General features: G+C 30.7%; 24 protein-coding genes and 1 tRNA gene. 19 read left to right on the forward strand and 6 right to left on the reverse strand.

Translation table 11 applies throughout. The annotated features are described in order from the left end of the window. From HMPREF0520_RS05005 to HMPREF0520_RS05030, 6 genes are all read left to right on the forward strand, one after another. A partial coding sequence (locus tag HMPREF0520_RS05005) for an LPXTG cell wall anchor domain-containing protein (RefSeq protein WP_428829113.1) occupies positions 1–259 on the forward strand: 259 nt, incomplete at its 5' end. A gap of 138 nt (positions 260–397) precedes the next feature. Continuing rightward, positions 398–622 carry a hypothetical protein gene (locus HMPREF0520_RS05010; protein WP_006729820.1) on the forward strand — a complete coding sequence of 75 codons (225 nt, stop codon included), beginning with the start codon at positions 398–400 and terminating at the stop codon, positions 620–622. A 3-nt stretch (positions 623–625) separates the two neighbouring features. Then, a complete protein-coding gene (locus HMPREF0520_RS05015) occupies positions 626–1,324 on the forward strand; it encodes a hypothetical protein (protein WP_006729821.1) in 699 nt (232 codons plus the stop codon). Positions 1,325–1,369: 45 nt separating this feature from the next. Next, positions 1,370–2,713, forward strand: coding sequence for a hemolysin family protein (locus HMPREF0520_RS05020; RefSeq protein WP_006729822.1), 1,344 nt, complete (start codon positions 1,370–1,372; stop codon positions 2,711–2,713). Between the two features lie 92 nt (positions 2,714–2,805). Beyond that, on the forward strand, positions 2,806–3,372 hold the full coding sequence (gene hpt, locus HMPREF0520_RS05025) for a hypoxanthine phosphoribosyltransferase (RefSeq protein WP_006729823.1): 567 nt from the start codon (positions 2,806–2,808) through the stop codon (positions 3,370–3,372). Between the two features lie 73 nt (positions 3,373–3,445). Next, positions 3,446–4,663: a DEAD/DEAH box helicase gene (locus HMPREF0520_RS05030; protein ID WP_006736220.1), complete on the forward strand. Its 1,218-nt coding sequence runs from the start codon at positions 3,446–3,448 to the stop codon at positions 4,661–4,663. Between the two features lie 18 nt (positions 4,664–4,681). Here HMPREF0520_RS05030 and HMPREF0520_RS05035 read toward each other — a convergent pair. Together HMPREF0520_RS05035 and HMPREF0520_RS05040 are read right to left on the reverse strand one after the other, a co-directional pair. Next, positions 4,682–4,754, reverse strand: a tRNA-Arg gene (locus HMPREF0520_RS05035). A 51-nt stretch (positions 4,755–4,805) separates the two neighbouring features. Next, positions 4,806–4,985, reverse strand: a complete 180-nt coding sequence (locus tag HMPREF0520_RS05040; RefSeq protein ID WP_006729825.1) for a hypothetical protein — start codon at positions 4,983–4,985, stop codon at positions 4,806–4,808. A 112-nt stretch (positions 4,986–5,097) separates the two neighbouring features. On the opposite strand from HMPREF0520_RS05040, the gene wecB reads away from it, so the two are divergent. Next, positions 5,098–6,240, forward strand: coding sequence for a non-hydrolyzing UDP-N-acetylglucosamine 2-epimerase (gene wecB, locus HMPREF0520_RS05045; RefSeq protein ID WP_006729826.1), 1,143 nt, complete (start codon positions 5,098–5,100; stop codon positions 6,238–6,240). Positions 6,241–6,305: 65 nt separating this feature from the next. Here the strand turns inward: wecB and HMPREF0520_RS05050 are convergent, their stop codons facing one another. After that, positions 6,306–6,752 carry a flavodoxin gene (locus HMPREF0520_RS05050; RefSeq protein WP_006729827.1) on the reverse strand — a complete coding sequence of 149 codons (447 nt, stop codon included), beginning with the start codon at positions 6,750–6,752 and terminating at the stop codon, positions 6,306–6,308. 132 nt (positions 6,753–6,884) lie between these two features. Between HMPREF0520_RS05050 and map the strand changes: the two genes are divergently transcribed. The 3 genes from map to galU are packed head-to-tail and all read left to right on the forward strand — an operon-like array spanning position 6,885 to position 9,557. Continuing rightward, the gene (gene map, locus HMPREF0520_RS05055; protein ID WP_006729828.1) at positions 6,885–7,706 is read left to right on the forward strand and encodes a type I methionyl aminopeptidase; all 822 of its coding nucleotides are present in this window, start codon (positions 6,885–6,887) and stop codon (positions 7,704–7,706) included. A 3-nt stretch (positions 7,707–7,709) separates the two neighbouring features. Then, positions 7,710–8,630 (forward strand): YihY/virulence factor BrkB family protein, encoded by a 921-nt coding sequence (locus tag HMPREF0520_RS05060; protein ID WP_006729829.1) that lies wholly within the window; start codon positions 7,710–7,712, stop codon positions 8,628–8,630. A gap of 39 nt (positions 8,631–8,669) precedes the next feature. After that, the gene (gene galU, locus HMPREF0520_RS05065; RefSeq protein ID WP_006729830.1) at positions 8,670–9,557 is read left to right on the forward strand and encodes a UTP--glucose-1-phosphate uridylyltransferase GalU; all 888 of its coding nucleotides are present in this window, start codon (positions 8,670–8,672) and stop codon (positions 9,555–9,557) included. Positions 9,558–9,595: 38 nt separating this feature from the next. Here galU and HMPREF0520_RS06380 read toward each other — a convergent pair whose 3' ends face one another. Next, positions 9,596–9,889 carry a hypothetical protein gene (locus HMPREF0520_RS06380; protein WP_006736954.1) on the reverse strand — a complete coding sequence of 98 codons (294 nt, stop codon included), beginning with the start codon at positions 9,887–9,889 and terminating at the stop codon, positions 9,596–9,598. An 87-nt stretch (positions 9,890–9,976) separates the two neighbouring features. Between HMPREF0520_RS06380 and HMPREF0520_RS05075 the strand changes: the two genes are divergently transcribed. Continuing rightward, positions 9,977–10,930: an alpha/beta hydrolase gene (locus tag HMPREF0520_RS05075; RefSeq protein ID WP_006729831.1), complete on the forward strand. Its 954-nt coding sequence runs from the start codon at positions 9,977–9,979 to the stop codon at positions 10,928–10,930. A gap of 242 nt (positions 10,931–11,172) precedes the next feature. Here the strand turns inward: HMPREF0520_RS05075 and rlmD are convergent, their stop codons facing one another. Beyond that, a complete protein-coding gene (gene rlmD / locus HMPREF0520_RS05080; protein WP_006729832.1) occupies positions 11,173–12,558 on the reverse strand; it encodes a 23S rRNA (uracil(1939)-C(5))-methyltransferase RlmD in 1,386 nt (461 codons plus the stop codon). Positions 12,559–12,653: 95 nt separating this feature from the next. Here rlmD and recX point away from each other — a divergent pair, with 95 nt between their 5' ends. Both recX and HMPREF0520_RS05090 read left to right on the forward strand, forming a co-directional pair. Next, entirely contained in the window at positions 12,654–13,469 is an 816-nt protein-coding gene (recX, locus tag HMPREF0520_RS05085) for a recombination regulator RecX (RefSeq protein ID WP_006729833.1), read from the forward strand. A 19-nt stretch (positions 13,470–13,488) separates the two neighbouring features. Continuing rightward, positions 13,489–13,980: a hypothetical protein gene (locus HMPREF0520_RS05090; RefSeq protein WP_006729834.1), complete on the forward strand. Its 492-nt coding sequence runs from the start codon at positions 13,489–13,491 to the stop codon at positions 13,978–13,980. Positions 13,981–13,983: 3 nt separating this feature from the next. On the opposite strand, the gene HMPREF0520_RS05095 is transcribed toward HMPREF0520_RS05090, so the two are convergent. After that, complete coding sequence (locus HMPREF0520_RS05095; RefSeq protein ID WP_006729835.1) at positions 13,984–14,430, reverse strand: hypothetical protein; 447 nt, start codon at positions 14,428–14,430, stop codon at positions 13,984–13,986. 107 nt (positions 14,431–14,537) lie between these two features. Here HMPREF0520_RS05095 and HMPREF0520_RS05100 point away from each other — a divergent pair, with 107 nt between their 5' ends. From HMPREF0520_RS05100 to coaE, 6 genes are all read left to right on the forward strand, one after another. Next, the gene (locus tag HMPREF0520_RS05100) at positions 14,538–15,413 is read left to right on the forward strand and encodes a hemolysin family protein (RefSeq protein WP_006729836.1); all 876 of its coding nucleotides are present in this window, start codon (positions 14,538–14,540) and stop codon (positions 15,411–15,413) included. Then, positions 15,413–16,984 (forward strand): peptide chain release factor 3, encoded by a 1,572-nt coding sequence (locus HMPREF0520_RS05105; protein ID WP_006729837.1) that lies wholly within the window; start codon positions 15,413–15,415, stop codon positions 16,982–16,984. The genes HMPREF0520_RS05100 and HMPREF0520_RS05105 overlap by 1 nt, the downstream gene beginning before the upstream one ends. A gap of 138 nt (positions 16,985–17,122) precedes the next feature. Further along, complete coding sequence (locus HMPREF0520_RS05110) at positions 17,123–20,074, forward strand: SIR2 family protein (protein ID WP_006729838.1); 2,952 nt, start codon at positions 17,123–17,125, stop codon at positions 20,072–20,074. Between the two features lie 50 nt (positions 20,075–20,124). Then, positions 20,125–22,776: a DNA polymerase I gene (polA, locus tag HMPREF0520_RS05115; RefSeq protein WP_010222443.1), complete on the forward strand. Its 2,652-nt coding sequence runs from the start codon at positions 20,125–20,127 to the stop codon at positions 22,774–22,776. Positions 22,777–22,788: 12 nt separating this feature from the next. Beyond that, positions 22,789–23,619, forward strand: a complete 831-nt coding sequence (mutM, locus tag HMPREF0520_RS05120) for a DNA-formamidopyrimidine glycosylase (protein ID WP_006729840.1) — start codon at positions 22,789–22,791, stop codon at positions 23,617–23,619. Then, entirely contained in the window at positions 23,616–24,209 is a 594-nt protein-coding gene (coaE, locus tag HMPREF0520_RS05125; RefSeq protein WP_006729841.1) for a dephospho-CoA kinase, read from the forward strand. The genes mutM and coaE overlap by 4 nt, the downstream gene beginning before the upstream one ends. The last annotated feature ends 3 nt before the right edge of the window (positions 24,210–24,212 follow it).

The following is a 24,212-nucleotide window of genomic DNA, read 5'->3' on the forward strand; positions in this document are numbered from 1 at the left end:
AATAGATAATATTTCTAATAACAATACTATTGGTAACGATTTAATGAATAATACTTCTGATTTAAACAATGAAGTAACTGAATCATCAACTGCCAATAAGCAAAAAGATTTATCCGCAACTGAAAAGAAAACTAATTCCAAAATTACTAAACGCCTACCTCAAACAGGTGAAAAAGAAAATTCTGTTTTAGGATTATTGATTATAGGGCTTAGTGGATTGTTAGGAATTGTTGATCGTAAAAAGAAAAAGGATAAATAATATAACTTATTAAACGAAAAGTCGGTAAATTAAAATTACCGGCTTTTTTGTTTGGTATTATCAATGAATATAATTGTTTTTTTGTATAAACAGAAATATCATATAATTTATATGTTATTGTTAAGGTGGTAATGTTGTATGAAACAAAAGGGAATGTTACTAGGACTTGTTTTGATGATTATAGGAATAGTATGTTGGTTAATGGTAAAATATGTTCTATATGATATTAAGGTATTGTATCCTGTAGGATGTATAATTTTATGTGTTGGTGGCTTGATAGTTACGATTAACTTATTTATTAATACCGTTAAGGACGATAAAATATTACGTAGTAAGATTGATCAAAAGAAGGAAAAAGAATAGAAAATGTTAGATTTGTTAGTATCGCCTGCTCAGTGGGCTTATTTTGATAATTGGTATAATTTTATATCACCAACTATATTTTTGGCTTTTGGAGCTTGTTTTATTTTTGTAGGATTGTTACCAATTAGTTGCATAAAAAATAAGATTACTATTACATTGTTTATAATCAATGTTTGTTTAGGACTTATCTTGGCAGCGGTTGTTTATGTGCATAATCAAAGTGCAAAAGAGTATTTTAAGGAATCACATTATGTCAGTGCAATGACGAGAACGTATAGTTTTCAATTATTTTCTAAACGATATTATGCTTATGATGACGTTGATACACTTAGATACATTTCTGATCCTAGTACACCATTAGCCATAAAATCAGTATATAAGGCTACTCAAGTAAAAGAACCAATTACATACTTGGGTAAAGACGATGGCTATGTTTATATAAAAATGCACAATCAAAAACTGAAGTTTGGCAAAGATATTTGTCGAAAAGTAAATGGTAATGTTGCATATATGACTGGTTATCGATTTGATATGCGATCAGCTGGATTTAGTAAAATTGGATTTTTAAAATTGCCAAATTATTTTAGAGATAAGTTAGAAATACCAGCCAAATTATGGAATACTAAAGCACCGCAAAAAGTAATTAATAATTATGATCGACCAGGATTGGTTGGACATTGGATAACAGATTCATGTAAATGATAATAGATTACTATTTTATGTATTTGATTAAAAAGGTGAGAATTTGTGTCAATAACTAGTATAACTGCTAATTTAATAGTCATTGGTATAGCTTTTTTGATAGCTATTTTTTTCGTAGTGTCAGAGTTTGCGTTGGTGCAAACACGTTCTAGTCAATTAGAGGATCTTATTGCTAATAAGCAAGGAAATATTAAGAAATTACACCGTGCTTTGCATATGGTAAAAAATCTTAATGAATATTTATCTACTACTCAGGTGGGTACTACTTTGGTAGGAGTCATTCTTGGTTGGGTTGGACAAAGCACTATTGAAAAAGGATTGACTAAGTTATTTGGTATGGCTAACTTGTTTGGCGGAAAAACTAATGCTATTTTAGGAGCAACCGTTGGTGTAATTTTGCTGACTTATTTGGAAGTTGTTATTACTGAGATAGTACCAAAAAATGTTGCTATAGATATGCCAGTTAAATGCTTAATGGCTATTGTCAATCCGTTAGTTATGTTTCATATAATCGTGTATCCATTCGTTTGGCTTTTAAATCATTCTGCTGATTTATTTTTAAAATTAATGGGATTACATACTGCTGGTGAAGAGAAAGAGGTTTATTCGCAATCTGAAATTTTGCGTTTATCTCAAAAGGCTGTAACTGGTGGATCACTTGATCAAGATGACTTACTTTACATGGAGCGAGCATTTGAACTTAATGATAAAGATGCTAAAGATATCATGACCGATAGAACTAGAGTTGAAGTTTTAGATGTTAAAGATAACGTTAAGCAGGCATTACATATGTATTTGGAAGAAGGTTATAGCCGTTTTCCTGTTGTACGTGATAATGACAAAGATGATGTTGTTGGTTATGTATACTCTTATGATTTAGTTAAGCAAAGTATAGATGATAGTGATGTTCCAATTAGTCGTTTAATTAGAGCAATTATTACTGTACCTGAATCTATGAAAATTCAAGATATTTTAAAATTGTTAATCAAAAAGCATACACCAATTGTTTTAGTGGTTGATGAATATGGAGGAACGTCAGGTATCGTCACAGACAAGGATATTTATGAAGAACTTTTTGGTAGTATTAAGGATGAAATTGATGATGTTGCTGATGAATACATTGTCAAAGATGAAACAGGTATTATTCGTGTTTCGGGAAAAACTACTCTTTATGATTTTGAACGTTACTTCCATACTAAATTAAAAGCATTTCAGGATAATGATATTATTACCGTGGGTGGTTATTTTATGGAGCAATATCCGGATTTGAATGCAGGTGAATTTGTTGAATTAGAAGGCTTTAAATTCAAATTGGTGGCAATAGAACAAGGTTTTATGCGATGGTTTGAAGTTGAAAAAATAGTTAAAGATACGCCAATTAACGAATAATATTGCCCTTTTTGTCAAATTTATGTGATATTAATACTGATAAAATGTTATAATCACATTATGTCAAAGGATTAAATGAATGGGGATAAGAAATGGCTAATTGCGACAATATTTCTAGTATTATTGATAGAAGATTGTTTACTGAAGAAGATATTAAATTGATGTGTAAACGATTGGGCAAGGAATTGACTAAAGAATATGCTGGCAAGGATTTGTTAGTTATCGGTGCACTAAAAGGTGCAGTATTTTTCTTAACTGATTTGGTTAGAGAAATGGATGTACCTTTGCAAATGGATTTTATGGATGTTTCTAGTTATGGAGATTCTATGGAATCTAGTGGCAAAGTTAGATTGGATGTTGACGTACAGACAGACGTCAAGGGCAGAGATGTCTTGATTGTTGAAGACATTGTCGATACTGGTCATACAATGAAGTATATGAAAGATTTATTGGCAAGTCGAGGTGCTAATAGTGTTAAGTGTTGTGCTTTATTGAATAAAACCGAGCGACGTGTAGATGATGTTGATGTAGAATATTATGGATCTATTGTTGAAAATGAATTCGTAGTAGGCTATGGTCTTGATTTAGCTGGACGGTATCGTAATTTGCCATTTGTTGGTGTATTAAAGCCAGAAATTATAGCAAAATATACCAAGTAATATAAAGATTGATAGTAATTTGACAGTACTTAGTAAATGCTAAGTGCTGTTTTTGATGTTTAAGTGGAATGTAATGTATTTAAAAGAGATAAGAGAAGTTTTAAACGACGAAAAAAAAGCTAGACCGACATTAATTCAAGAGCGAACATATGATGCTTTGAAAAACGGTGAAAGTATTGTAGGATTGGCTAAAACGGGGACAGGTAAGACCTTAGCTTATGGATTGCCTATTTTAGAACGTGCTAGAGAAATTGGCGGTCTTGCTGTTATTTTAGAGCCGACAAGTGAGTTGGCAGTGCAGACTAAAAATGTTTTGTTACCGTATGTTAAAGCCTTGGGCTTAAAATCTATAGCTCTTGTTGGAGCAGGTAATCGAAATCGGCAAATGGAACAGTTAAAAAAAGAAAAACCAAGTATTTTAATTGCTACACCAGGAAGATTATTTGATTTCATCTCTGCCAAAAAAATTAATTATCAGGACATTAAGGCATTAGTAATTGATGAAGCTGATGATATTTTAGAATTTGCTAAGTTAGATTTGCTATCAGCTTTGGGGCAGAATTTGTCCTCGGATGCTCAAATTGTATTATTTGGTGCTTCAGAGTCATCGATCACTAAAAATTGTGAAACAATTTTTGAACGGTCATTTTTCCTAATTGATGTACGTTCTGAACAAAAATTGGCAGTTAAACATTATTTCTTACAAGTATCTAATGAATATAAGATTCAATTTTTGCAAAGATTGACTAAACTAGATAAATTTAAAGGCTTAATTTTTTTCAGTTCTAATGAAAGCCAAATGCGTTTTGCTAGAATAGTTGCACATACTAAAATGCGATTTGCTATTTTGAATAATGAAATGGATAAGACAGTACAAAAAAATATACTGACTTCTTTTCAAAAAGGCAAAGTGAATTTGCTTTTTGTAACTGATTTAATTGCAAGAGGGTTAGATTTATCTGAAGTAACTTATGTTGTTAATTTTGAGATACCAGACGATGCAAATACTTATTTACATCGTAGTGGTAGAACTGGGCGGATGAATAATGCGGGTTATGTTGTTAACTTAGGTGATGATCACGATTTTCGTAAATTAAAGAAAATGATAGCACCAGTAGAAGTTAAGCAAGTATACTTTAAGGGTTATCAGCTAGTGACAGAAAAGCCCCTGCAAAAAGCCAAAGATAAAAAAGTGGTTTCGATGTCAGAAACTAAGAAAAAGGGCAAAAAGAAAAATAGATGGAAAAAGCAGAAAAATAAAGGATATCACGCAAAAAAGCAGGATAAATAAATCCTGCTTTTTGTATAATGATTCGGGTGAGACTCGAACTCACATCTACAGTTTAGGAGACTATCGTTCTATCCAGCTGAACTACCGAACCGAAACCATAGTCTATTATATAAAAAAATCTATGAGTAGTACAAGAGAAAGTTTATTTAAAAGCTGTGTTGAGCATAATGAAAATAAACGTAAAAATAAGTAGTTGGCAAATGATAGCAACAAATAACATTTTTTTACGCAAATTTGCATTTTTCTTTTTATCCATGCTAATAACTAGACACACACTAGCTATAACAATCAAAATACCTGTCAGATAAATTAAATAAATCATATCATTTCTCCTTAGCAATGTTGTTAATATAATTAAAACACAATCTTTACAATATTTCTTGTTCAAAATTAAATAAAATTAAGGTATAGTAGTATTGATTGTGGAGGTAATTATGAAGCAGATTAAAGTAATGACTGTTTTTGGTACAAGACCAGAAGCTATAAAGATGGCACCATTAGTATTAAAATTAAAAGCTGATGAAAGGTTTGATGAAGTTACTGTTGTTACGGCTCAGCATCGTGAGATGTTGGATCAAGTATTAGAAATTTTTGATATTAAGCCTGATTATGATTTTAATATTATGCATAAAAATCAAACTTTAGGTGAAATTACCTCAAAAGTTATGTTGGATTTATCTAAAGTTATACAAGATGAACAACCTGATATAGTTTTAGTTCATGGCGATACGACTACTAGTTTTGCTGCTGGGTTAGCTACCTTTTATGAACAAAAAAAATTAGGGCATGTTGAAGCTGGTTTAAGAACTTGGAATAAATATTCACCATATCCTGAAGAAATGAATCGTCAGATGACAGATGATTTAACCGATTTATATTTTGCACCAACGTCTTTGAGCAAGCAGAATTTGTTAAAGGAGAATCATAATTCTGATAATATTTATATTACAGGTAATACAGCAATAGATGCCCTTAAACAGACAGTTCAAAAAGATTATCATCATGAAGTGTTAGATAAAATCAAAGCTGGTAATAAAATAATTTTGGTTACTATGCATCGTCGTGAAAATCAAGGTGAACCGATGCGACGTGTATTTAAAGTGATGAAGCAGGTGGTTGATTCACATAATGATGTTGAAATTATTTATCCAGTGCATTTATCTCCACGTGTTCAAGCGGTTGCTAATGAAGTTTTAGCAGGAGATCCTAGGATTCATTTAATAGCTCCATTGGACGTAGTTGATTTCCATAATTTAGCTAAAAGATCTTATTTCATCATGACAGATTCTGGAGGCGTACAAGAAGAAGCTCCATCTTTAGGTAAACCGGTGTTAGTGTTAAGAGATACTACTGAACGACCTGAAGGAGTAGCTGCAGGTACATTAAAATTAGTGGGAACTGATGTAGATGTGGTTCGTAAAGAAATGATTACTTTATTGGAAAATAAGCAAGCATATGAGCAAATGGCTAATGCTAATAATCCATATGGTGATGGTTGTGCATCAGATAGAATTATTGAAGCAATAGCATCATATTTTGAACCTAATCTATATTGCAAGCCTTCTGATTTTAAATAGTGCCTTCTTGATTTTATAGATAAAAAAATTGACATATTCGGATTGTCCCGATTATGCCAATTTTTTTATTTTTTAAAAGCAGCGAGCATTTCTTTAGCTGCATTTTCAATTAAAATTACATCATGATCGTCAACAGCATTTTCAATTTTAACGGGGTTAGCAGCCTGTGTTGCCCCACATTTTTCAAATGCTTTTTTAAAGTCATCTACATTTTCGCAGTAATGTTCTTTATAGATTTTATCACCAGATCCCATGACGGCAAATTTTTTACCAGATAAATCGAGTTGGATAAGTTGCTCATAGAAATCATCTAATTCATCTGTAAAAATTCCTTCACCATATGTATAGGTGACCATAATACATAAATCTGCATCTAGGTAAGAAGTAGCATCTGCAAAACTGACGTCAGTATTCGTAACATCAAATCCCAATGTTGTTAACTCTTCGGATAAAATTTCTGCCATATCTTCGTTATTGCCTGTCATACTTGCAAAAACAATTTGTGCTTTCATTGAAAAGTATCTCCTTTAAGATTATCATCTTTATTAATTATACTAGATTAAATAATTAATATATAGAGAAAAACTTTGTAAAAAGCTTTATAATTAAAATGATTATAACATTCAATATAAGGAGAATAAATTTTGATTACAATCAAGTCTAAAAGAGAATTAAAAGGAATGCAAAAATCAGGTCGTTTGTTAGCCTCATTATTTGAGGAATTACGTGAGGTAATTAAACCAGGTATTTCCACATGGGAGATTGAAAAATTTGCTCAAAAATATGTTAAAAGTCATGGTGGTAGATTATCTGAACAAGGCTTTGAAGGATATAAATATGGAACTTGTATTAGTGTAAATGATGAGATAGCTCACGCCACTCCGCGAAAAGATAAGATTTTAAATGAGGGTGATCTAGTTAGTGTAGATGTAACTTGTAATGTTGATGGATATGAAACAGATTCATGTACTACATATCCAGTAGGTAAGATCTCGGCAGAGGATCAACGCTTATTAGATGTGACTAAAAGGGCTATGTATTTAGGTATTGATCAAGCTATAGTTGGTAATAGAATTGGTGATATAGGTTCTGTTATTCAAAAGTATGTTGAAGATGATAACCATTTTGGTGATGTTAGAGAGCTAGTTGGTCATGGCATTCAACCTACTATCCATGAAGATCCAGAAGTACCTCATTTTGGTAAAGCTGGGCATGGATTACGTTTGAGAGAAGGAATGACCATTACTGTCGAGCCGATGGTTGAAGCTGGCGGAGATTGGCGTATCTTACAAAAGACAGTTGAAGATCCTAATGACGATTGGGTTTATTATGCTACTCCTGATGGTTCTAAGGCTGCACAATTTGAACATACTTTTGCGATTACTGCTGATGGCCCTAAAATTTTAACATTACAAAAACCATATGATGGATTTGAAAAATATTTACCCCATTTTGATGAAGAGTAATAGATGAAAAAAGGTAGTATAAAACATAGTTGTAGTCATTTTATGTTGATTTTGACACAGATTATGACGCGTGGTGAAATTGGACAAACATCTATTATTATTGCATATTATATTTTATTTAGTATTTTTCCTGTAATAATGATTGTAGGTAATATGTTGCCATTATTACAAATCAATACTTCATCGATTGCAACTTATTTGAACGTTATTTTTCCTGAACAAATAGCACAATTTATTTTGCCAATAGTTAAAAGTCTTTTGCATCAACAATCTAATGGATCTATTTCTTTGGGTATTATTTTTGCTCTATGGTCATTTTCAGGACTAGTTAATTCAATTAGAATAGCTATGAATAAGATTTATGGTGTTTATGAACAGGAAAAAACATGCCCTTGGTGGTATTATTTCGTAACACGTACATTGATGTTGTTGTTATCAATTTTTATGATATATATTTTTTTATTGGCGATTTTTGTGGTAGCTTTTGGTAATCAAATTATGAATTTTTTAGGTGTTACGCTAAATTTTTCAGTTGAATGGCTCAATCAATTATTACATTATCGCTGGCCATTAATTATTTTAATGACTATTTTGTTTAACACATATATTAATTACACAATACCTAATATTAGTATGAAGTCTAGAATTACATTTCCAGGAACAATTTTTACTACCATATGTTGGTGTGGGCTATCATACTTTTTCGGATTGTATTTGCATGAGTTCGGCATCAGATGGGAAAATTATGGAATAATTGGCACTTTCATCATTTTTTTAATGTGGTTGAATTTAGCTGCTATCTTGTTTTTAATTGGCGTATGCTTAAATGCGACAATTAGTTATATTAAGTATGGTAATGCTCAATATAAGCTTAGACCCATTACAGATTATCTGAAGAGTTGCACATCCAAAGCAAATCGATAATAATATTCTGGAGGTCTTATTGTTTAGGAGGATTTATTAATGAAAGTAAGAAAAGCTGTTATACCAGCAGCAGGATTGGGAACTAGATTTTTGCCTGCAACCAAAGCTATGCCTAAAGAAATGTTGCCAATTGTTGATAAACCTACAATTCAATTTATTGTTGAAGAGGCAAAAAAATCAGGTATTGAAGATATTTTGATAGTTACAGGTAAATCTAAGAGACCTATTGAGGATCATTTTGATTCTAACCCTGAATTAGAAGCAGAGCTGAAAGCTAAGCACAAAGATTCTTTACTAGAACTTACCCAATCTATTACTAGATTAGGAGTAAATATTTATTTCACCAGACAACCGCATCCAGCTGGGTTAGGTGATGCTATATATAGAGCTCGCAGCTTTGTTGTTAATGAGCCTTTTGTAGTTATGCTGGGAGATGACTTAATGTCTGATACAGTTCCTTTAACTCAACAATTAATTAATTGTTATAATAGGACGCACGCTTCAACTATTGCTGTAATGAAGGTACCTCATGAAGAGGTTTCTAAATATGGTGTAATTGCACCTGATGATGAAATTGAACCAAATCTATATAATGTTAAGACATTTGTTGAAAAACCGAGTTTAGATGAAGCACCAAGTGACTTAGCAATTATTGGTAGATATCTACTTACTCCCGAAATATTTGAGATTTTAGCTAGCCAAAAGCCTGGACGAGGTGGAGAAATTCAGCTAACTGATGCTATTGATACTATGAATAAGACGCAACGTGTATTTGCTCATGTGTTTACTGGTGAGCGTCATGACGTCGGCAATAAAGAAGGATATTTGGAAACTTCGATTGAATATGGCTTAACACATCCAGAAACCAGCGAAGAATTAAAACAATATATTATCAAGTTAGCCGCTAAATTATCTAAATCAAAGTAAAAAAACATAGAAGCATGGATGATCAAACTTCTATGTTTTTATTTTAAAATTATTTGTTTCTTATCAGGTTGAATTTGCATCCCGAAGATGGAATATTCATGATTATTGATAGCAAAGTATACATTAACATTTTTATGTTTTATTTGGCAGCAGATAGTTAGTAGTTGGTAGATAGTACGTGGATTAATTGATAGGGATGTTAATATACACTTGTTCTGTGAGAAGATAATTTTGCTGATAGGATAATTGTTTGGATGGGTATCTTCATGAAAATAAATTTGATAATTTGAATCAACATCTTGCATTAATTGCAGCAAATTGACTAATTTCATAGAAAAAAACCTCCGTATAGCATATGAATAGTATTTAATGATAGATATAATATTTAATGATAACTAACAAGTATTAGGAGAAAGTTTATGCAAAAAAAACATCGAAAAAAATGTTATATTTGGTTAATTACTATTATAACAATGTTCTTTACATTATATTTAGGAGCTGGATATTATTTTTATCAAGTAGCTTTTGTACCAGGGCATAAGAGCTTTTTAAAAAAGCATAAAGCTTTAAGCAAGAGCGACCCTTTATATAAAGAAAAATTGTGGTATTTAAATTCAAAAAAGCAACAATATTCAATAAAATCTGCTGATAATAAATTACGATTAGTTGCAAATTATTTGCCTGCTTCTTCAAAAAGCTTCAAGACAGTTGTGATTTTACATGGTTATATGGGTAATAAAGATAAAATGGGGCAATATGCAGCTTTATTTCATCAATTAGGTTATAATGTCCTTTTGCCAGATGCTCGTAGTCATGGAGCTAGTCAAGGCCATTTTATTGGATATGGTTGGCCTGAGCGTAATGATGTCAAAAAATGGTCGCAATATATTATTAAAAAGCAAGGTAGCAATAGTAAAATTGTTATTTTTGGATTAAGTATGGGAGCAGCAACTGCAATGATGACTAGTGGCGAAAAGTTACCAACGCAAGTTAAAGCTATTATTGAAGATTGTGGATATACAAGTATTGAGGATGAATTAAATTACGAAGCTAATAAATTGTATAAATTGCCTTCGATGGTTGAGGTGCCAATCGTTAAGTTACTTAGTCTTAGTGTCAAGATTAAGTATGGTTATTTTTTAAGCGAAGGAAATTGTATCAAACAGCTTGAAAAAAATCATAGGCCATTTTTATTTATTCATGGTGAAAAAGACAAATTCGTTCCAATGTACATGGTATATAAAAATTATCGAGCATGTAGAGGACCTAAAGAATTGTGGGTAACTAAAAATGCGGCTCATGCTGAATCATTCCCCAAGCATCCCAAAATATATAAAAATAAAATAGCTCAATTTTTAAATAAATATGTTTAAGTTAGGCGTTGAAAACGCTTTAATAACTGACTATAATTTAATTGGAAGGAATGTTACCCATAGTTTTAATCTTCGAATTATAGTGTTTTTTGACAGATTCTCTTATTAAATGAATGACATAATATTTAGAAGGTATTTTCCTTCCGTGCCTTTTTTTAGCAAGTTGTGTATAACAACTTGTTTTTTTATATATAAAAAAACTCTTTATCATAGTGAAAAAGAGTTTTAATTATATCAAATGTCTATTTACGTAACACTAATTTTGCAATTCCTTCCCAGCGAGGTGTTTGCGGCATCATATCTACTGGCTGTATTAAACGAACATCATATGCTTGGCTTAATAGGACTAAATCACGTGCTAAAGTCGATGGATTACATGAAATATAAACAAAGTCTTTAGGCTTGCAAGTTAAAAGCGTCTTAACTAATTGCTTGTTTAGTCCAGTACGCGGTGGGTCTACAATTAAAGCATCTATAGCGATACCATCTTTTTGCATTTGTGGTAAGATTTTCTCTACGCTACCATTGATGTATTCAGCATTTTTTACATTGTTTAAACGACAATTAAATTGTGCATCTGCTATTGCTTCAGGAATGGATTCAATACCAATTACTTGTTTGACTTTTTCACTAGCTAAAATACCTAATGTTCCTACACCAGCGTACGCATCAACAAGAATAGAATTAGCATTTAGTTCGAGATAGTTTAATGCTGTTGAGTAGAGTACTTCAGTTTGCTCAGGATTTAGCTGGAAAAATGCTCGAGGTGAGAGAATAAATTTCTTATTTAATATCTGTTCGGTAATATAATTTTTCCCTATCAGCTTAGTTGTTTTATTACCCCAAACTAATGGGTTATTCCATTGGCTTTCATTTTGAAATACAGATACCACATTTTCTAGTTCAATGATTTTTTCTGCCAACTTATCTAAATTCTTAATATTCTTACCGATAGTAACTAATGTTACTTGAATTTCATCTGTAGCATGAGATTGACGAACAACTACAGTCTTAAGACCATCTTTTTTATATCGACTATCAGCGATTGCAATGTGCATTTTTTCAATCAATTTTTTGATAGCAAACTCTATCTTTTGTGTATTTTTTGACTGGGTAGGCATGATTGGTAAGTCAATTATTTTTTGGCTCTTTGGAGCATACATTCCTAATGAAATTTTATTTTTAATACTTTCAATTTGGTATTGAGCCTTGTTACGATAATACCATTGCTTGGGTGCAGGAATGGTATTTTTGACTTTTATTTTCTGATAATTACGTGGATGAAATTTTAATAAGCTGTCTTTAATCAATTCTTTTTTAAATAATAATTGACTGTCATAATCAAGGTGGGCTAATTCTAATCCACCAGTTTCTGGATTGACATTTTTAGGAAATGCAACTCGATGAGGTGATTTTTCTTTGATTCTGATTAATTCACCCTCTAAATATTTTGGAAAAGTTTCGGTGATTTTAGCTACAACTACTTCTCCTGGTAAAGCATTCGGAATAAAGATTATTTTTTTCTTATAGTATCCGATACCTTCACCGTTGATTCCTAGCCGTTTTATAGTGATAATTACATCTTTTTCAGATGTGATTTGATTATTTTTTTTCAAAATATGCCTCATTTCGTATATATTATATAAGGTAACTATATTAATGATAAGCTCTAATTAAATCTTGAACAAGAGCTTGAAGTAAAACTTTTTAGAAAGAAGAAAAAATGGCAATTATAACTAATGTTAGTACTCAGAAACAAAAAAAACGTTATAATATTTTTTTGGATGGTCAATATGCTTTTAGTGTTAGCGAAAACATATTAATAAAAAAACGGCTATTTAAAGGCACAAATTTAACCGATGAACAAATTGCAGAAATTAAACAAGCTGAATTAGATCAAAGGACTTTAAATTTAGCACAAGATTTTCTTAGCTATCAAATGAGGACGGTTAATGAAGTATGCATTTATTTGCGTCAAAAAGGGGTCAGTGAGACCGCTATTAAAGTTGCTATAGCTGATTTAAAAAAACTAAAGTTATTAGATGATCAAAATTATGTAAAATTATATGTTAATAATAATTTGCAAATTGGCAAGGAGGGTCCTAATAGTATTAGGCATAAGTTACTTAATAAGGGCGTAGACAATAAGTTGATTGAAAATGTATTAAGTAGTTATGATAATATAGATTGGGTTGATCCAGGAATTAGATTGGTTAAATCTATGTCAAATAAGTTAGGAAAATTATCTACTAAAGCTATTATTCAAAAAACTAAGTTAAAATTGATGCAACATGGATTTAGCTCGGATCAATTAGATTTGGTAATTGAACAACTCGATTTATCTAATAATAGTGATGAACAACTTGAAGCTTTAATTAAGGAGGGAATTAAAGCTTACAAGAAATATGCACAGGAGCCTGATTTTAAACGTAATCAAAAAATAAGGCGATATTTATTTACACATGGGTTTGATAGTACAGAAATAGATCAGTTTTTGGATGGGCAAATAATTGATTTTAATAGTCTTGAAGATTATTAAGTGAAAGGAATGTAAAAAAATGGAAATTATACAGAAACAAGCTTGTACGATGATTGGTAAAGTATTTTTACCTACTGATATTGATGAGCAACGATCATATGCTGCAGCTATTCAGCAAGTAGAAAATGATATTAATTTTGTTAACTTTTTAAAAGAAAATAATTTGGAACATCAACGGGCTGCGTTATATGTATTTGCTCCAGATAGTTTTATGTATTGGTATGGTGTAGTTGTGCACCAGCTTCCGAATGAGTTGAAGGGATTAAGACAATTTGGTCTACCATCTTGTAAGGTAGCAAATTATATAACTGAATCACAAAATTTAACTCACTTTTTGGCTCCAGTAAATCAAACGATACCAATGTTTTTAGATAAGTTAAATAAGGAAAATGTAACTTATCATGAAAATTTGGGTGAAAGTGATGTTCCATATATTTTAGAAGAATTAGATTTGGATACAAAAAAACTGACACAGTCGCTATATCTGGATGCCAGTGATTTAAGTAAATAAATTTTATATTGATAAGTTATCATACTCGATATACGCACCAATGCAGGTTGATATGAGCATGATTAACAAGATGATGCCAGTAACTTTATCGATTATAATTGATAAAGGTAAAATATGGCGAATAATAATAGTTGCTAATAAGCATAAAATGAAGTCTAAGGCGATATTACCTATCAAAAATATTTTGCGGCGTCTAATACTAAAAAAACGAAATATTTGTTTGAGTAGTTGGCTGGAAATATTTTCTGATACTAAATCTAGAGGTCGCTGAATAGTTGCTTTGATAGCAAACATAATCAAGGCACCAATAAATGCTCCTACAGCACTACGCCATGCATTTGCAGAATGATAAACTAGGGCATTATAGCAGGAACCGATAAGAGCTAGACTACAAAGATATGGTATTAGTAATAAAAAAACAAATACGAGATAAATTCTTACTTTTTTCATAAATAAAACCTCATTTCTTGACATCATTCTAACATATAACCTCTTTATGATATAATATTTTTAAACATTGAATATTTATTTTTGTACAGAAAAGAGAGAAAAAAACAATGAGTACAGACCCCGGTGCGGGAGATTTTTTTAGTAAATTACGAGCAAAGTTTCAAGCAGATGAAGATATTGATGCGGATCAAGAATTAACGTTGAAATTGGATGAGTTTTATAAGGCTCATGCAATTGATGAGCTTGAATATTCGATGATTCAGGGTGTTATTAATTTTAAAGAAAAAATAGCACGTGAAGTTATGGTTCCTAGAACTGATGCTTTTATGGTTGATAAGCATGATGATTTTCAAAAAAATTTAGTCGAGATTTTGCGTGAACCATATTCGCGAGTTCCCGTTTATGATGGTGATAAAGATAAGATAGTGGGGGTTATTCATATTCGCACTGTTTTAAGAAAAGCATTTGAATTAGGCTTTGATCATCTTAGTTATGAAGATGTGATGTTTGATCCGCTTTATGCACCTGAAACCGTTGAATTAAAGGATTTATTGATTGAAATGCAACAAACCCAACGTCAATTAGCTATTCTTACTGACGAATATGGTGGGGTGGTCGGACTTGTTACAATTGAAGATTTGATTGAAGAAATAGTCGGTAATATTGATGATGAAACTGACGTTGCACAGGTACTATTTCACAAAATATCAGAAAATAAATATGTTATTAGTGGCAAGATGACGTTAGATGATTTTAATGAGGAATTTGATACTGATCTTGAAATGGAAGATGTTGATACTATTGCTGGATATGTGATTACTAAATTAGGATTGATTCCTGGCAAGGGCGAAAAATTGAGTGTTAAGTTAGATGACGGTATAATTTTAACTACTAGAAGGATGAGGGGTTCACGATTACAAACATTGTTATTAACTTTGCCTAAGACAGATACAAAAAATACAAAGGAAGATATTGAGGATTAATGAATAAGTTAACAGAAAAAGTAAATTCACGTCGTACATTTGCGATTATTTCTCACCCAGATGCTGGTAAAACTACAATTACTGAACAGATGTTATTATTTGGTGGTATTATTAGGAACGCTGGAACTGTTAAGGCTCGCAAGAGTGGACATTATGCGACTAGTGATTGGATGGAAATTGAAAAAAAGCGTGGTATTTCCGTAACCAGTTCAGTAATGCAATTTGAATATGACAATAAAAGAATTAATATTTTGGATACACCAGGTCACCAGGACTTCTCTGAGGATACATATAGAACATTGATGGCAGTTGATGCTGCGGTGATGGTTATCGATAGTGCCAAAGGTGTTGAACCACAAACTAAGAAGCTTTTTAAAGTTGTCAAAAAACGTGGTATACCTATTTTTACTTTTATGAATAAGTTAGATCGTGATGGACGTGATCCATTAGATTTGACAGCAGAACTGGAAGATTTGTTGGATATCGAATGTGTTGCTATGAATTGGCCTATAGGAATGGGTAAGCAACTCAAGGGCTTATATGATCTTGCCAATAAACGTGTTGAACTATATCGTCATGAAGATGATTCAGATCGCTTTTTGCCACTTAATGAAGATGGCACTTTAGATAATAATATAGCATTAAGTCATGACAGTCTCTTTGAATCTACTTTAGCGGACATTGAATTGTTGAAAGAAGCTGGAAATAATTTTGATCTGGATAAAATATTAAGAGGTGATCAAACCCCTGTATTTTTTGGATCAGCTTTGGCTAATTTTGGTGTAGAAACATTTTTGAAAAGTTTCGTTGAGTTAGCTCCTGCTCCTAAAGAACATGAATTAATTGATAATACTACAATTGCTGCTGATGATGATGAATTTTCGGGCTTTGTTTTTAAGATTCAAGCTAATATGAATCCAAATCATCGTGATCGAATTGCATTTATCAGAATTGGTAGTGGTGAGTTTCAAAAAGGTATGGATGTTACATTAGCTAGAACTAATAAAGTTATTCGATTGAATAATGCTACAGAATTCATGTCAAGTAGTAGAGTGCAAGTTTCAGAAGCTGTCGCTGGGGATATTATTGGTTTATATGATACTGGTAATTTCCAGATTGGTGATAGTATTTATGCTGGTAAGAAAAAAATTGAATATCCAGAATTACCACAATTTACACCAGAAATATTTATGAGAGTTACAGCTAAAAATGTGATGAAACAAAAGTCATTTCACAAAGGAATGACGCAATTAGTTCAAGAAGGTGCCGTTCAGTTGTATCGTGGATATGCGACAGATGATTATATATTAGGTGCTGTTGGACAATTACAATTTGAAGTTTTTGCATTTAGAATGAAGAATGAATATAACTCGGAAGTAGAATTAACATCACTTGGCGGACGTGTAGCACGTTGGATTAATCCGGACCAATTAGATCCAAAAATGTCATCATCTCGAAACTTGTTGGTGAAAGATAGAGAAGGAGAACCTTTATTTTTATTTGAAAATTCTTTTGCTGAACGTTGGTTTAAGGACAAATATCCTGATGTGGAATTGACTTCCAAACTATAAGATTTATACGCAGTTAGAAATATAGAATGCCTTGATGTGTTTTATGTTTCTTTTTTTGCTCTAAATTGTAGGAAAATAGGTGAAAAAAATATAATATAATAAAATATGACAGCATAGTTTGTTAGAAAGTCAGATATTATGAATAAGTGTAATTTTAATTCTAAGCAATTTTATAATCAATTAGTTGATGAATTGATTGTTTCACAAAAAAATAATTCCCTGTTTTTTTTGATAGGTGCGGGTGTTTCAAATCAGCAAGGCTATGGTGATTGGAACGATTATGTGCGTAAGTTAGCTGAATATTGGGGACTTAGGAATAAGAGATATGCTGATACATTAAAATATATTTCTTCTTTGGCAGGCTTGAGTAATAAGCGTAAGATTGATTTTATCAATCAAATTATCAAAAAAATTTGCAATAGTGATGAGCAATTTAAGATTCGCTGTTTAGATTTTGAGAAAAAACATTTTGGCAATCATCAGTTACAAATAAATAATGACATATTGAGTACCTTAATTAAATTTAGTGCGATTTTTTTTACTACAAATTACGATTATGAAGTTGAAAATGCTATTGGCTCTAATTCCATTATTAAGGATTATATGGAATTGAGTGAAACAGATGAGCTTTTGCCAAACTTTGTCGTGCATTTACATGGTGAACCTAATGGAAATGTATCAAACTTTATTAATACATCTGATAAATATTTGAAATTGTATGCTAATTTAGATAATTTACAGCATAAACTTACGATGTTTTATAAGAAAAAGAAAAATCCGGTATTAATTATCATTGGATCTGGATTACAGGAAGATGAATTATTATATTCGATGTGTCCTGATAATGAAATTTCAGTTTATGCTTTATGTAAATATGATAATTGTGGTAATAATGATACGATTTCAGCTGATTTAGCAAGCATTAAAGAAAAATTTTATCTAGAAAAAAATATCAAAATTATTTGGTATGGTAAGGAATTTTCTGATTTAAGTGTATTTTGTAATCAATTATATGATGATGTACAACACAAGATAATGAAACGGTGTGGATTTATTACGCCAGATGAATTAATTTCTGAAGCTATCGCAAGTAAAGATTTTAGTGAATGTTATTGCCTGCATAAGGTTATTGAACAAAAAAATATGGATTTACTTGATGCATTTTTCACTAATATTAGTAATGATTATTTTAAAAAATTACTTAATGATAAGGTATTTATCGAGAACTATATAGCTAAAAATTATTTATCTTCTGTGTTTTTAGAAAGAAGTTTAGCTTTATTTAATCAAATTAATTATCATACACGAAAAGTAATTGAAAATTCGATTAAGTTAGGCAATACATGGGCTAATAAAAGTGCTTCTATCAATATAATTGTTGCCGAATCCAATAATTATGTTGGTACAGATAAAATCGCATTTATGGAAGAATATTTATGTAATATATTGACACAAATAACACGTCCAGATGAAATTAAAAATAGTGATGTTAAATGTTTATATTTATTGCAAATGCTACAAAATGACAAGATATTTTTAAATACTGAAGATTATGATTTATCAGAAGCGTTTTATAGTAGATTTTATCGTGTACTAATAAATATTGATCATTGTTTAAATGTAGATCAATATAGTTTCAAAGAATTGCGTGAACATTGTATTGTCAAGAAATTGTATACACTTCTTTTTAATAATAAGTTGAGATTTTGTCATAGTAAGGCTTTTCCAGAATTTTTGTTTAAAAGCAAACTTATTAGACGATTATTAATTAATATAGATTTGATTCATGATTTATCAAATACAAATTTATCAAATTTGATTAAATATTTTGATTATAATAAACAAATTCAAGGTTCAGAAGTAAATATATTTGTGACTAAGCATATTAAGCAAATCAAGACTGATGCTAAATATATTAATTTATCTGTTGCTATCAGGCAAAAAATACAAAATGGTAATTATTATTTAGATGGTAATATGTATTTTAATAATAATAAAGATATGATGAGATGGACAAATATAGATACATGTGCTCGATATATTGCAAAAGCAATTAATAATAATAGTTTTGATATCAATTGCTATCAAATTTTTCATAGTATAATTAACCAGCAAATAAAAGATGATTCTTTATTAAATCAATTATTATCGTTTGATATCTGGAAACTTAAATGTGATTGCTCGAATATAATTAATATTTTGAACTTTTTTGAGACTGATTTAGGTAGATATATCAATATATTAAATGAGTTGGAAAATACTAGACCGCAATTGCTAGCACAATGTCGAAGTAAAATTATTAATAATTTGTCCAGATTTAATAATAAAAATATTTGTGATTATTTACGAGGTAAGTATTTACCATTAACTGGAGCAAATATTAGATGTTCAGTTAATTACTTGGTGGGCTATGCACATAGTCATACCACTGCTGTTGATTATAAAGATGAAACAGTCTTTAAAGAGCCTGCAATTGTATTGGCTAATTGCACTTTCAATGATGACTATGCTTTATTAGAAATGATAGTTAAGATATTAATTGCGACTGCTAATCCTAATTGTATTGATTCGCAAAAAAATAATTCTTTATTTAATCGTAATTTAGATCGAATTGTATTGATTGTTTTGTTAAATTTCCATAAATTTTATATATCATATAAAAATCAATTGTTGGCTTGGATCGATTTTTTATGTTTGCAAATTGGCCTTGATAAATTTATTGAAAAAATATTCTTAAATATCAAATATTTGAAAAATAATGATTTAAATATACTTTTTGGTAATTTGAAATCGATTATTAATAATCTTGATTCTAATTTGATTAGTTTACAATGTCTAAATAATTTGACATCTTTGGATGATAAAGAACAGGTAAATATCATTATCCAGTTTTTAATTTATGCCAAAGCAAGTAATATAATTCCTTTCTCGGTAGACAATTCGTACATTTTGGCACATATGTTAGATTTGTTAAATAGATACGATTATGTGGCTGAAATGAAGAATCTATATGAATGTTTTGAAAATATTGTGCCCAACCATGATTATGCTTTTTTAGGCAATAAATATCATATTAGGACAAAATGTTAAAAGATTGCTAAAATAGCAATAGATTATATATGTTAAGGGAGACAAATTCTTTGAAAAAATTACTGCTTATTGATGGTAACTCTGTAGCATTCAGGGCTTTTTATGCACTATATAAACAATTAGATAAGTTTAAAAGCCCTGAGGGATTGCATACAAATGCAATATTTACATTTAAAAATATGCTGGATGTCTTATTGAAAAATATACAGCCAACGCACATGTTAGTAGCATTTGATGCAGGTAAAATTACTTTTAGAAATAAAATGTATGCTGATTATAAAGGCGGGAGAGATAAGACACCAAATGAATTATCTGAACAGTTGCCAATTATTAAAGAATTGCTTGCTTATTTAGGCATTAAATCATATGAATTAAGTAATTATGAAGCGGATGATATTTTAGGTACAATGGCTAAAATGGGCACCGATTTAGGCTTTGAAGTTACGATTGTAACTGGAGATCGGGATTTAACACAATTAGCTGGGGAACATGTTACGGTCATGGTAACAAAAAAAGGTGTCAATGACTTAGAAATCTATACACCAAAACATATGCAGGAAGTATATGGAGTAACACCCAAGCAATTTATTGATGTGAAAGCTTTAATGGGGGATGCATCTGATAATTATCCTGGCGTAGAAAAAGTAGGAGCTAAAACAGCTAGTAAGTTAATTAATCAATATGGTTCCGTTGAAAATCTTTATGAAAAAATTGACCAAATAAAAGCCTCAAAAATCAAAGAATATTTAATTAGGGATAAAAATAATGCTATTTTAGGTAAAAAATTAGCCACAATTGATTGCACATCACCAGTAGATTTAAAAATTGATGATGTAAAATTACAAGCCCAACAATTAACGCAATTACGTAGTTTCTATGAAAGATTAGGATTTAAAAAGTTTTTGTCAGAATTGCCTGATGTTGAAGAAATAGATAATAAAGTTCAAGATGAATGTCATTATGAAATTTTGGATAAAGATAATTTATCTGAAATTTTTGCCACTGATTTTGATCATATTTCTTTTAATTTGGAAATGATAGGTGATAATTATCATTTGGCTCAATATGCTGGTTTTTCTGTGAAGATCAAGCAAAAAATATATGTTTGTGATGATGTTACGTTATTGCAAGAAACACCACTAAAGAAAATATTAGAAGATAAGAATATTGCTAAGCAAGTTTTCGATTTGAAACGCAATTATGTAGGTCTACAAAGATTAGGTATTACTTTATTTAATGTTACAGATGATATAATGCTTGCATCTTATATTGCTGATAGTGAAAATAATGCAGGAGATTTAGGTGTATTAGCTAATTCTTATCAAGAATTTTATGTTCAATCTGATGAAATAATTTATGGTAAGGGAAAAAAGCAACATAGTGTGGATGTAGACACGTTGTATGCTCATATGGCAACTAAAGTTGATGTTTTAGATAAATTAAAAGCAAAAATTATGCCAGAATTGCAACAGCATGAACAACTGCATTTGTATAAGAATATAGAAATTCCTATAGCCGTAATTTTGGCAAAAATGGAAATAGCTGGAATTAAGGTTCAAGCAACCACTTTAGTTAAAATGAAAAATGATTTGGATGTGCGAATAACTGATCTAAAAAACAAAATCTATCAACTAGCTGGTGAAAAATTTAACATCAATTCACCCAAGCAATTAGGTGTTATCTTATTTGAGAAGTTAAAACTAACACCAGCTAAGAAAACAAAAACAGGTTATTCGACTTCTGTAGATGTTTTAGAAAAATTAGAATATCAAAGTCCGATAGTTGCTGATATTTTGGATTATCGCCAAATTTCCAAAATCCAATCAACATATATTAATGGCCTGTTGGATTATATTCAAGCGGATGGAAAAATACATACACGCTTTTTACAAACTTTAACTACTACAGGACGATTATCATCTGTAGAACCAAATTTACAAAATATACCTGTCAAACTTGAGGAAGGCAAGCAAATTAGAAAAGCGTTTGTTCCTTGTAAACAGGATAGCTATCTTTTTTCGTGTGATTATTCTCAGGTTGAACTTAGAGTTTTAGCACATGTATCACACGAAAAAAATATGTTGGAAGCATTTAAAGAGGGATATGATATTCATGCTCATACAGCTATGAAAATTTTTGGCTTATCAAATTTAGATGAAGTTACACCATTAATGCGTCGACATGCTAAAGCTGTTAATTTTGGTATTGTTTATGGGATATCCGATTATGGTTTAGCTAAGAATTTAGGAATTAGTCGTCAGGAGGCCCAAAATTTTATTAATAATTATTTTGAACAATATCCTCAGATAAAAGATTATATGAAAGCAGCTGTTAAATTGGCACGTGAAAAGGGATATGCTGAAACTATCATGCATCGTCGCCGTTTATTACCTGATATTCACAATAAGAATTTTAATATTCGTTCATTTGCAGAACGAACTGCAATTAATTCTCCGATTCAAGGTTCTGCAGCAGATATTATTAAAATAGCAATGATTAAAATGCAATCTGAGTTGGAACGGAGAAAATTGAAAACAAAAATGATTCTACAGATTCATGATGAATTGCTTTTTGATGTTCCTAGCGAAGAGCTAGATTTAATAAGGACTCTTGTTCCTGAGATTATGCAACAAGCTGCACAATTAGATGTTCCATTAATTGCTGATGCTAATTGGGGCCATAATTGGTATGAAGTTAAATAGAGGTGATCTTAAATGCCAGAAATGCCAGAGGTAGAAACAGTTCGTCGTACGTTGGAGCCACTGATTAAGGGAAAAATTATAAGTAATGTAACAATTTGGTATGATAAAATCATTGTGAATGATGCCGATTTTTTTCAAAGAAAAGTAGTAGGTCAAAAAATTTTGGCTATAGACCGATATGGTAAATATCTTTTAATAAGATTAACTAATAATCTGACTATAGTTTCACATTTGCGGATGGAAGGCAAATATCATTTTTTAGATAGTGATGCACCTAAGCAGAAACATGAACATGTACAATTTACTTTTTCTGATAATACATATCTTAGATATGATGATGTTCGCAAATTTGGTAGGATGCAATTGATTGAAACTGGTACTGAACGAAGAAATACTGGTATTAAGAACTTAGGATTTGAACCAAATAGTGAAGATTTTACCCTAGATTTTTTTCTAAACAGGGTAAAAGCTAGAAAAAGAGCGATAAAAAATGTATTATTAGATCAAAGTATTGTTTGTGGATTAGGGAATATTTATACAGATGAAGTTTTATGGCAGAGCAAAATACATCCCTTAAGTATTGCAAATAAAATTGCTCAAGATAGTTTGGTAGAATTATTTTATGATATAAACAATACAATAAAAATAGCTATTCAATACCATGGTACGACTTTTCATAGTTTCTTAGATGCTGATGGTCATACTGGTAAGTATCAATCAATGCTAAAAGTTTATGGCAAAAGTGGTGAACCTTGCAGCCGTTGCAATACTACTTTAGAAAAAATTAAAGTTAATGGTCGAGGAACAACATTCTGCCCATTGTGTCAGGTGGTTTATAAATGACATACTTTTTGGGATTAACTGGTGGTATAGCTACTGGTAAGAGTACTGCATCGAATTTCTTTAAAAAGCAAGGTATACCAGTTATTGACTCCGATTTGATAGCTCACCAGCAATTAAGTAAGAGAAATGTTATTGAAAAATTATCTCAATTGTTTGGAAATATGATTTTAACATCTAGTGGTCAGATTGATCGCAAAAAATTGGGAGCGATTGTTTTTAATGATAAAAATTCATTAGCTAAGTTAAATGCTGAATTACATCCATTGATTTGTCAGCAGATAAAGCTCAAGATAGCTGAATATGAACGGATTGGTTGTCCTTTTGTTGTTTTAGATGCTCCTTTGCTTTATGAACTTAAATTAGATAAAGTTTGTAATACAGTTTTGGTGATTAGTTTAAATTTTGAATTACAAAAGAAAAGATTAAAAGAACGTAACAATTTAAGCGACCTGGAAGCAGAAAAGCGGATATATAGTCAGTTGCCACTAGAAATTAAAAAAAATTATGCCAATTATGTGATTGAAAATGATCAGTCAGTAGAGATATTAGAAAATAAATTAGCAACTTTATTGAAAAATATAAGGAGATAAATT

Source organism: Lactobacillus iners DSM 13335 (assembly GCF_000160875.1).
Taxonomy (GTDB): Bacteria; Bacillota; Bacilli; order Lactobacillales; family Lactobacillaceae; genus Lactobacillus; species Lactobacillus iners.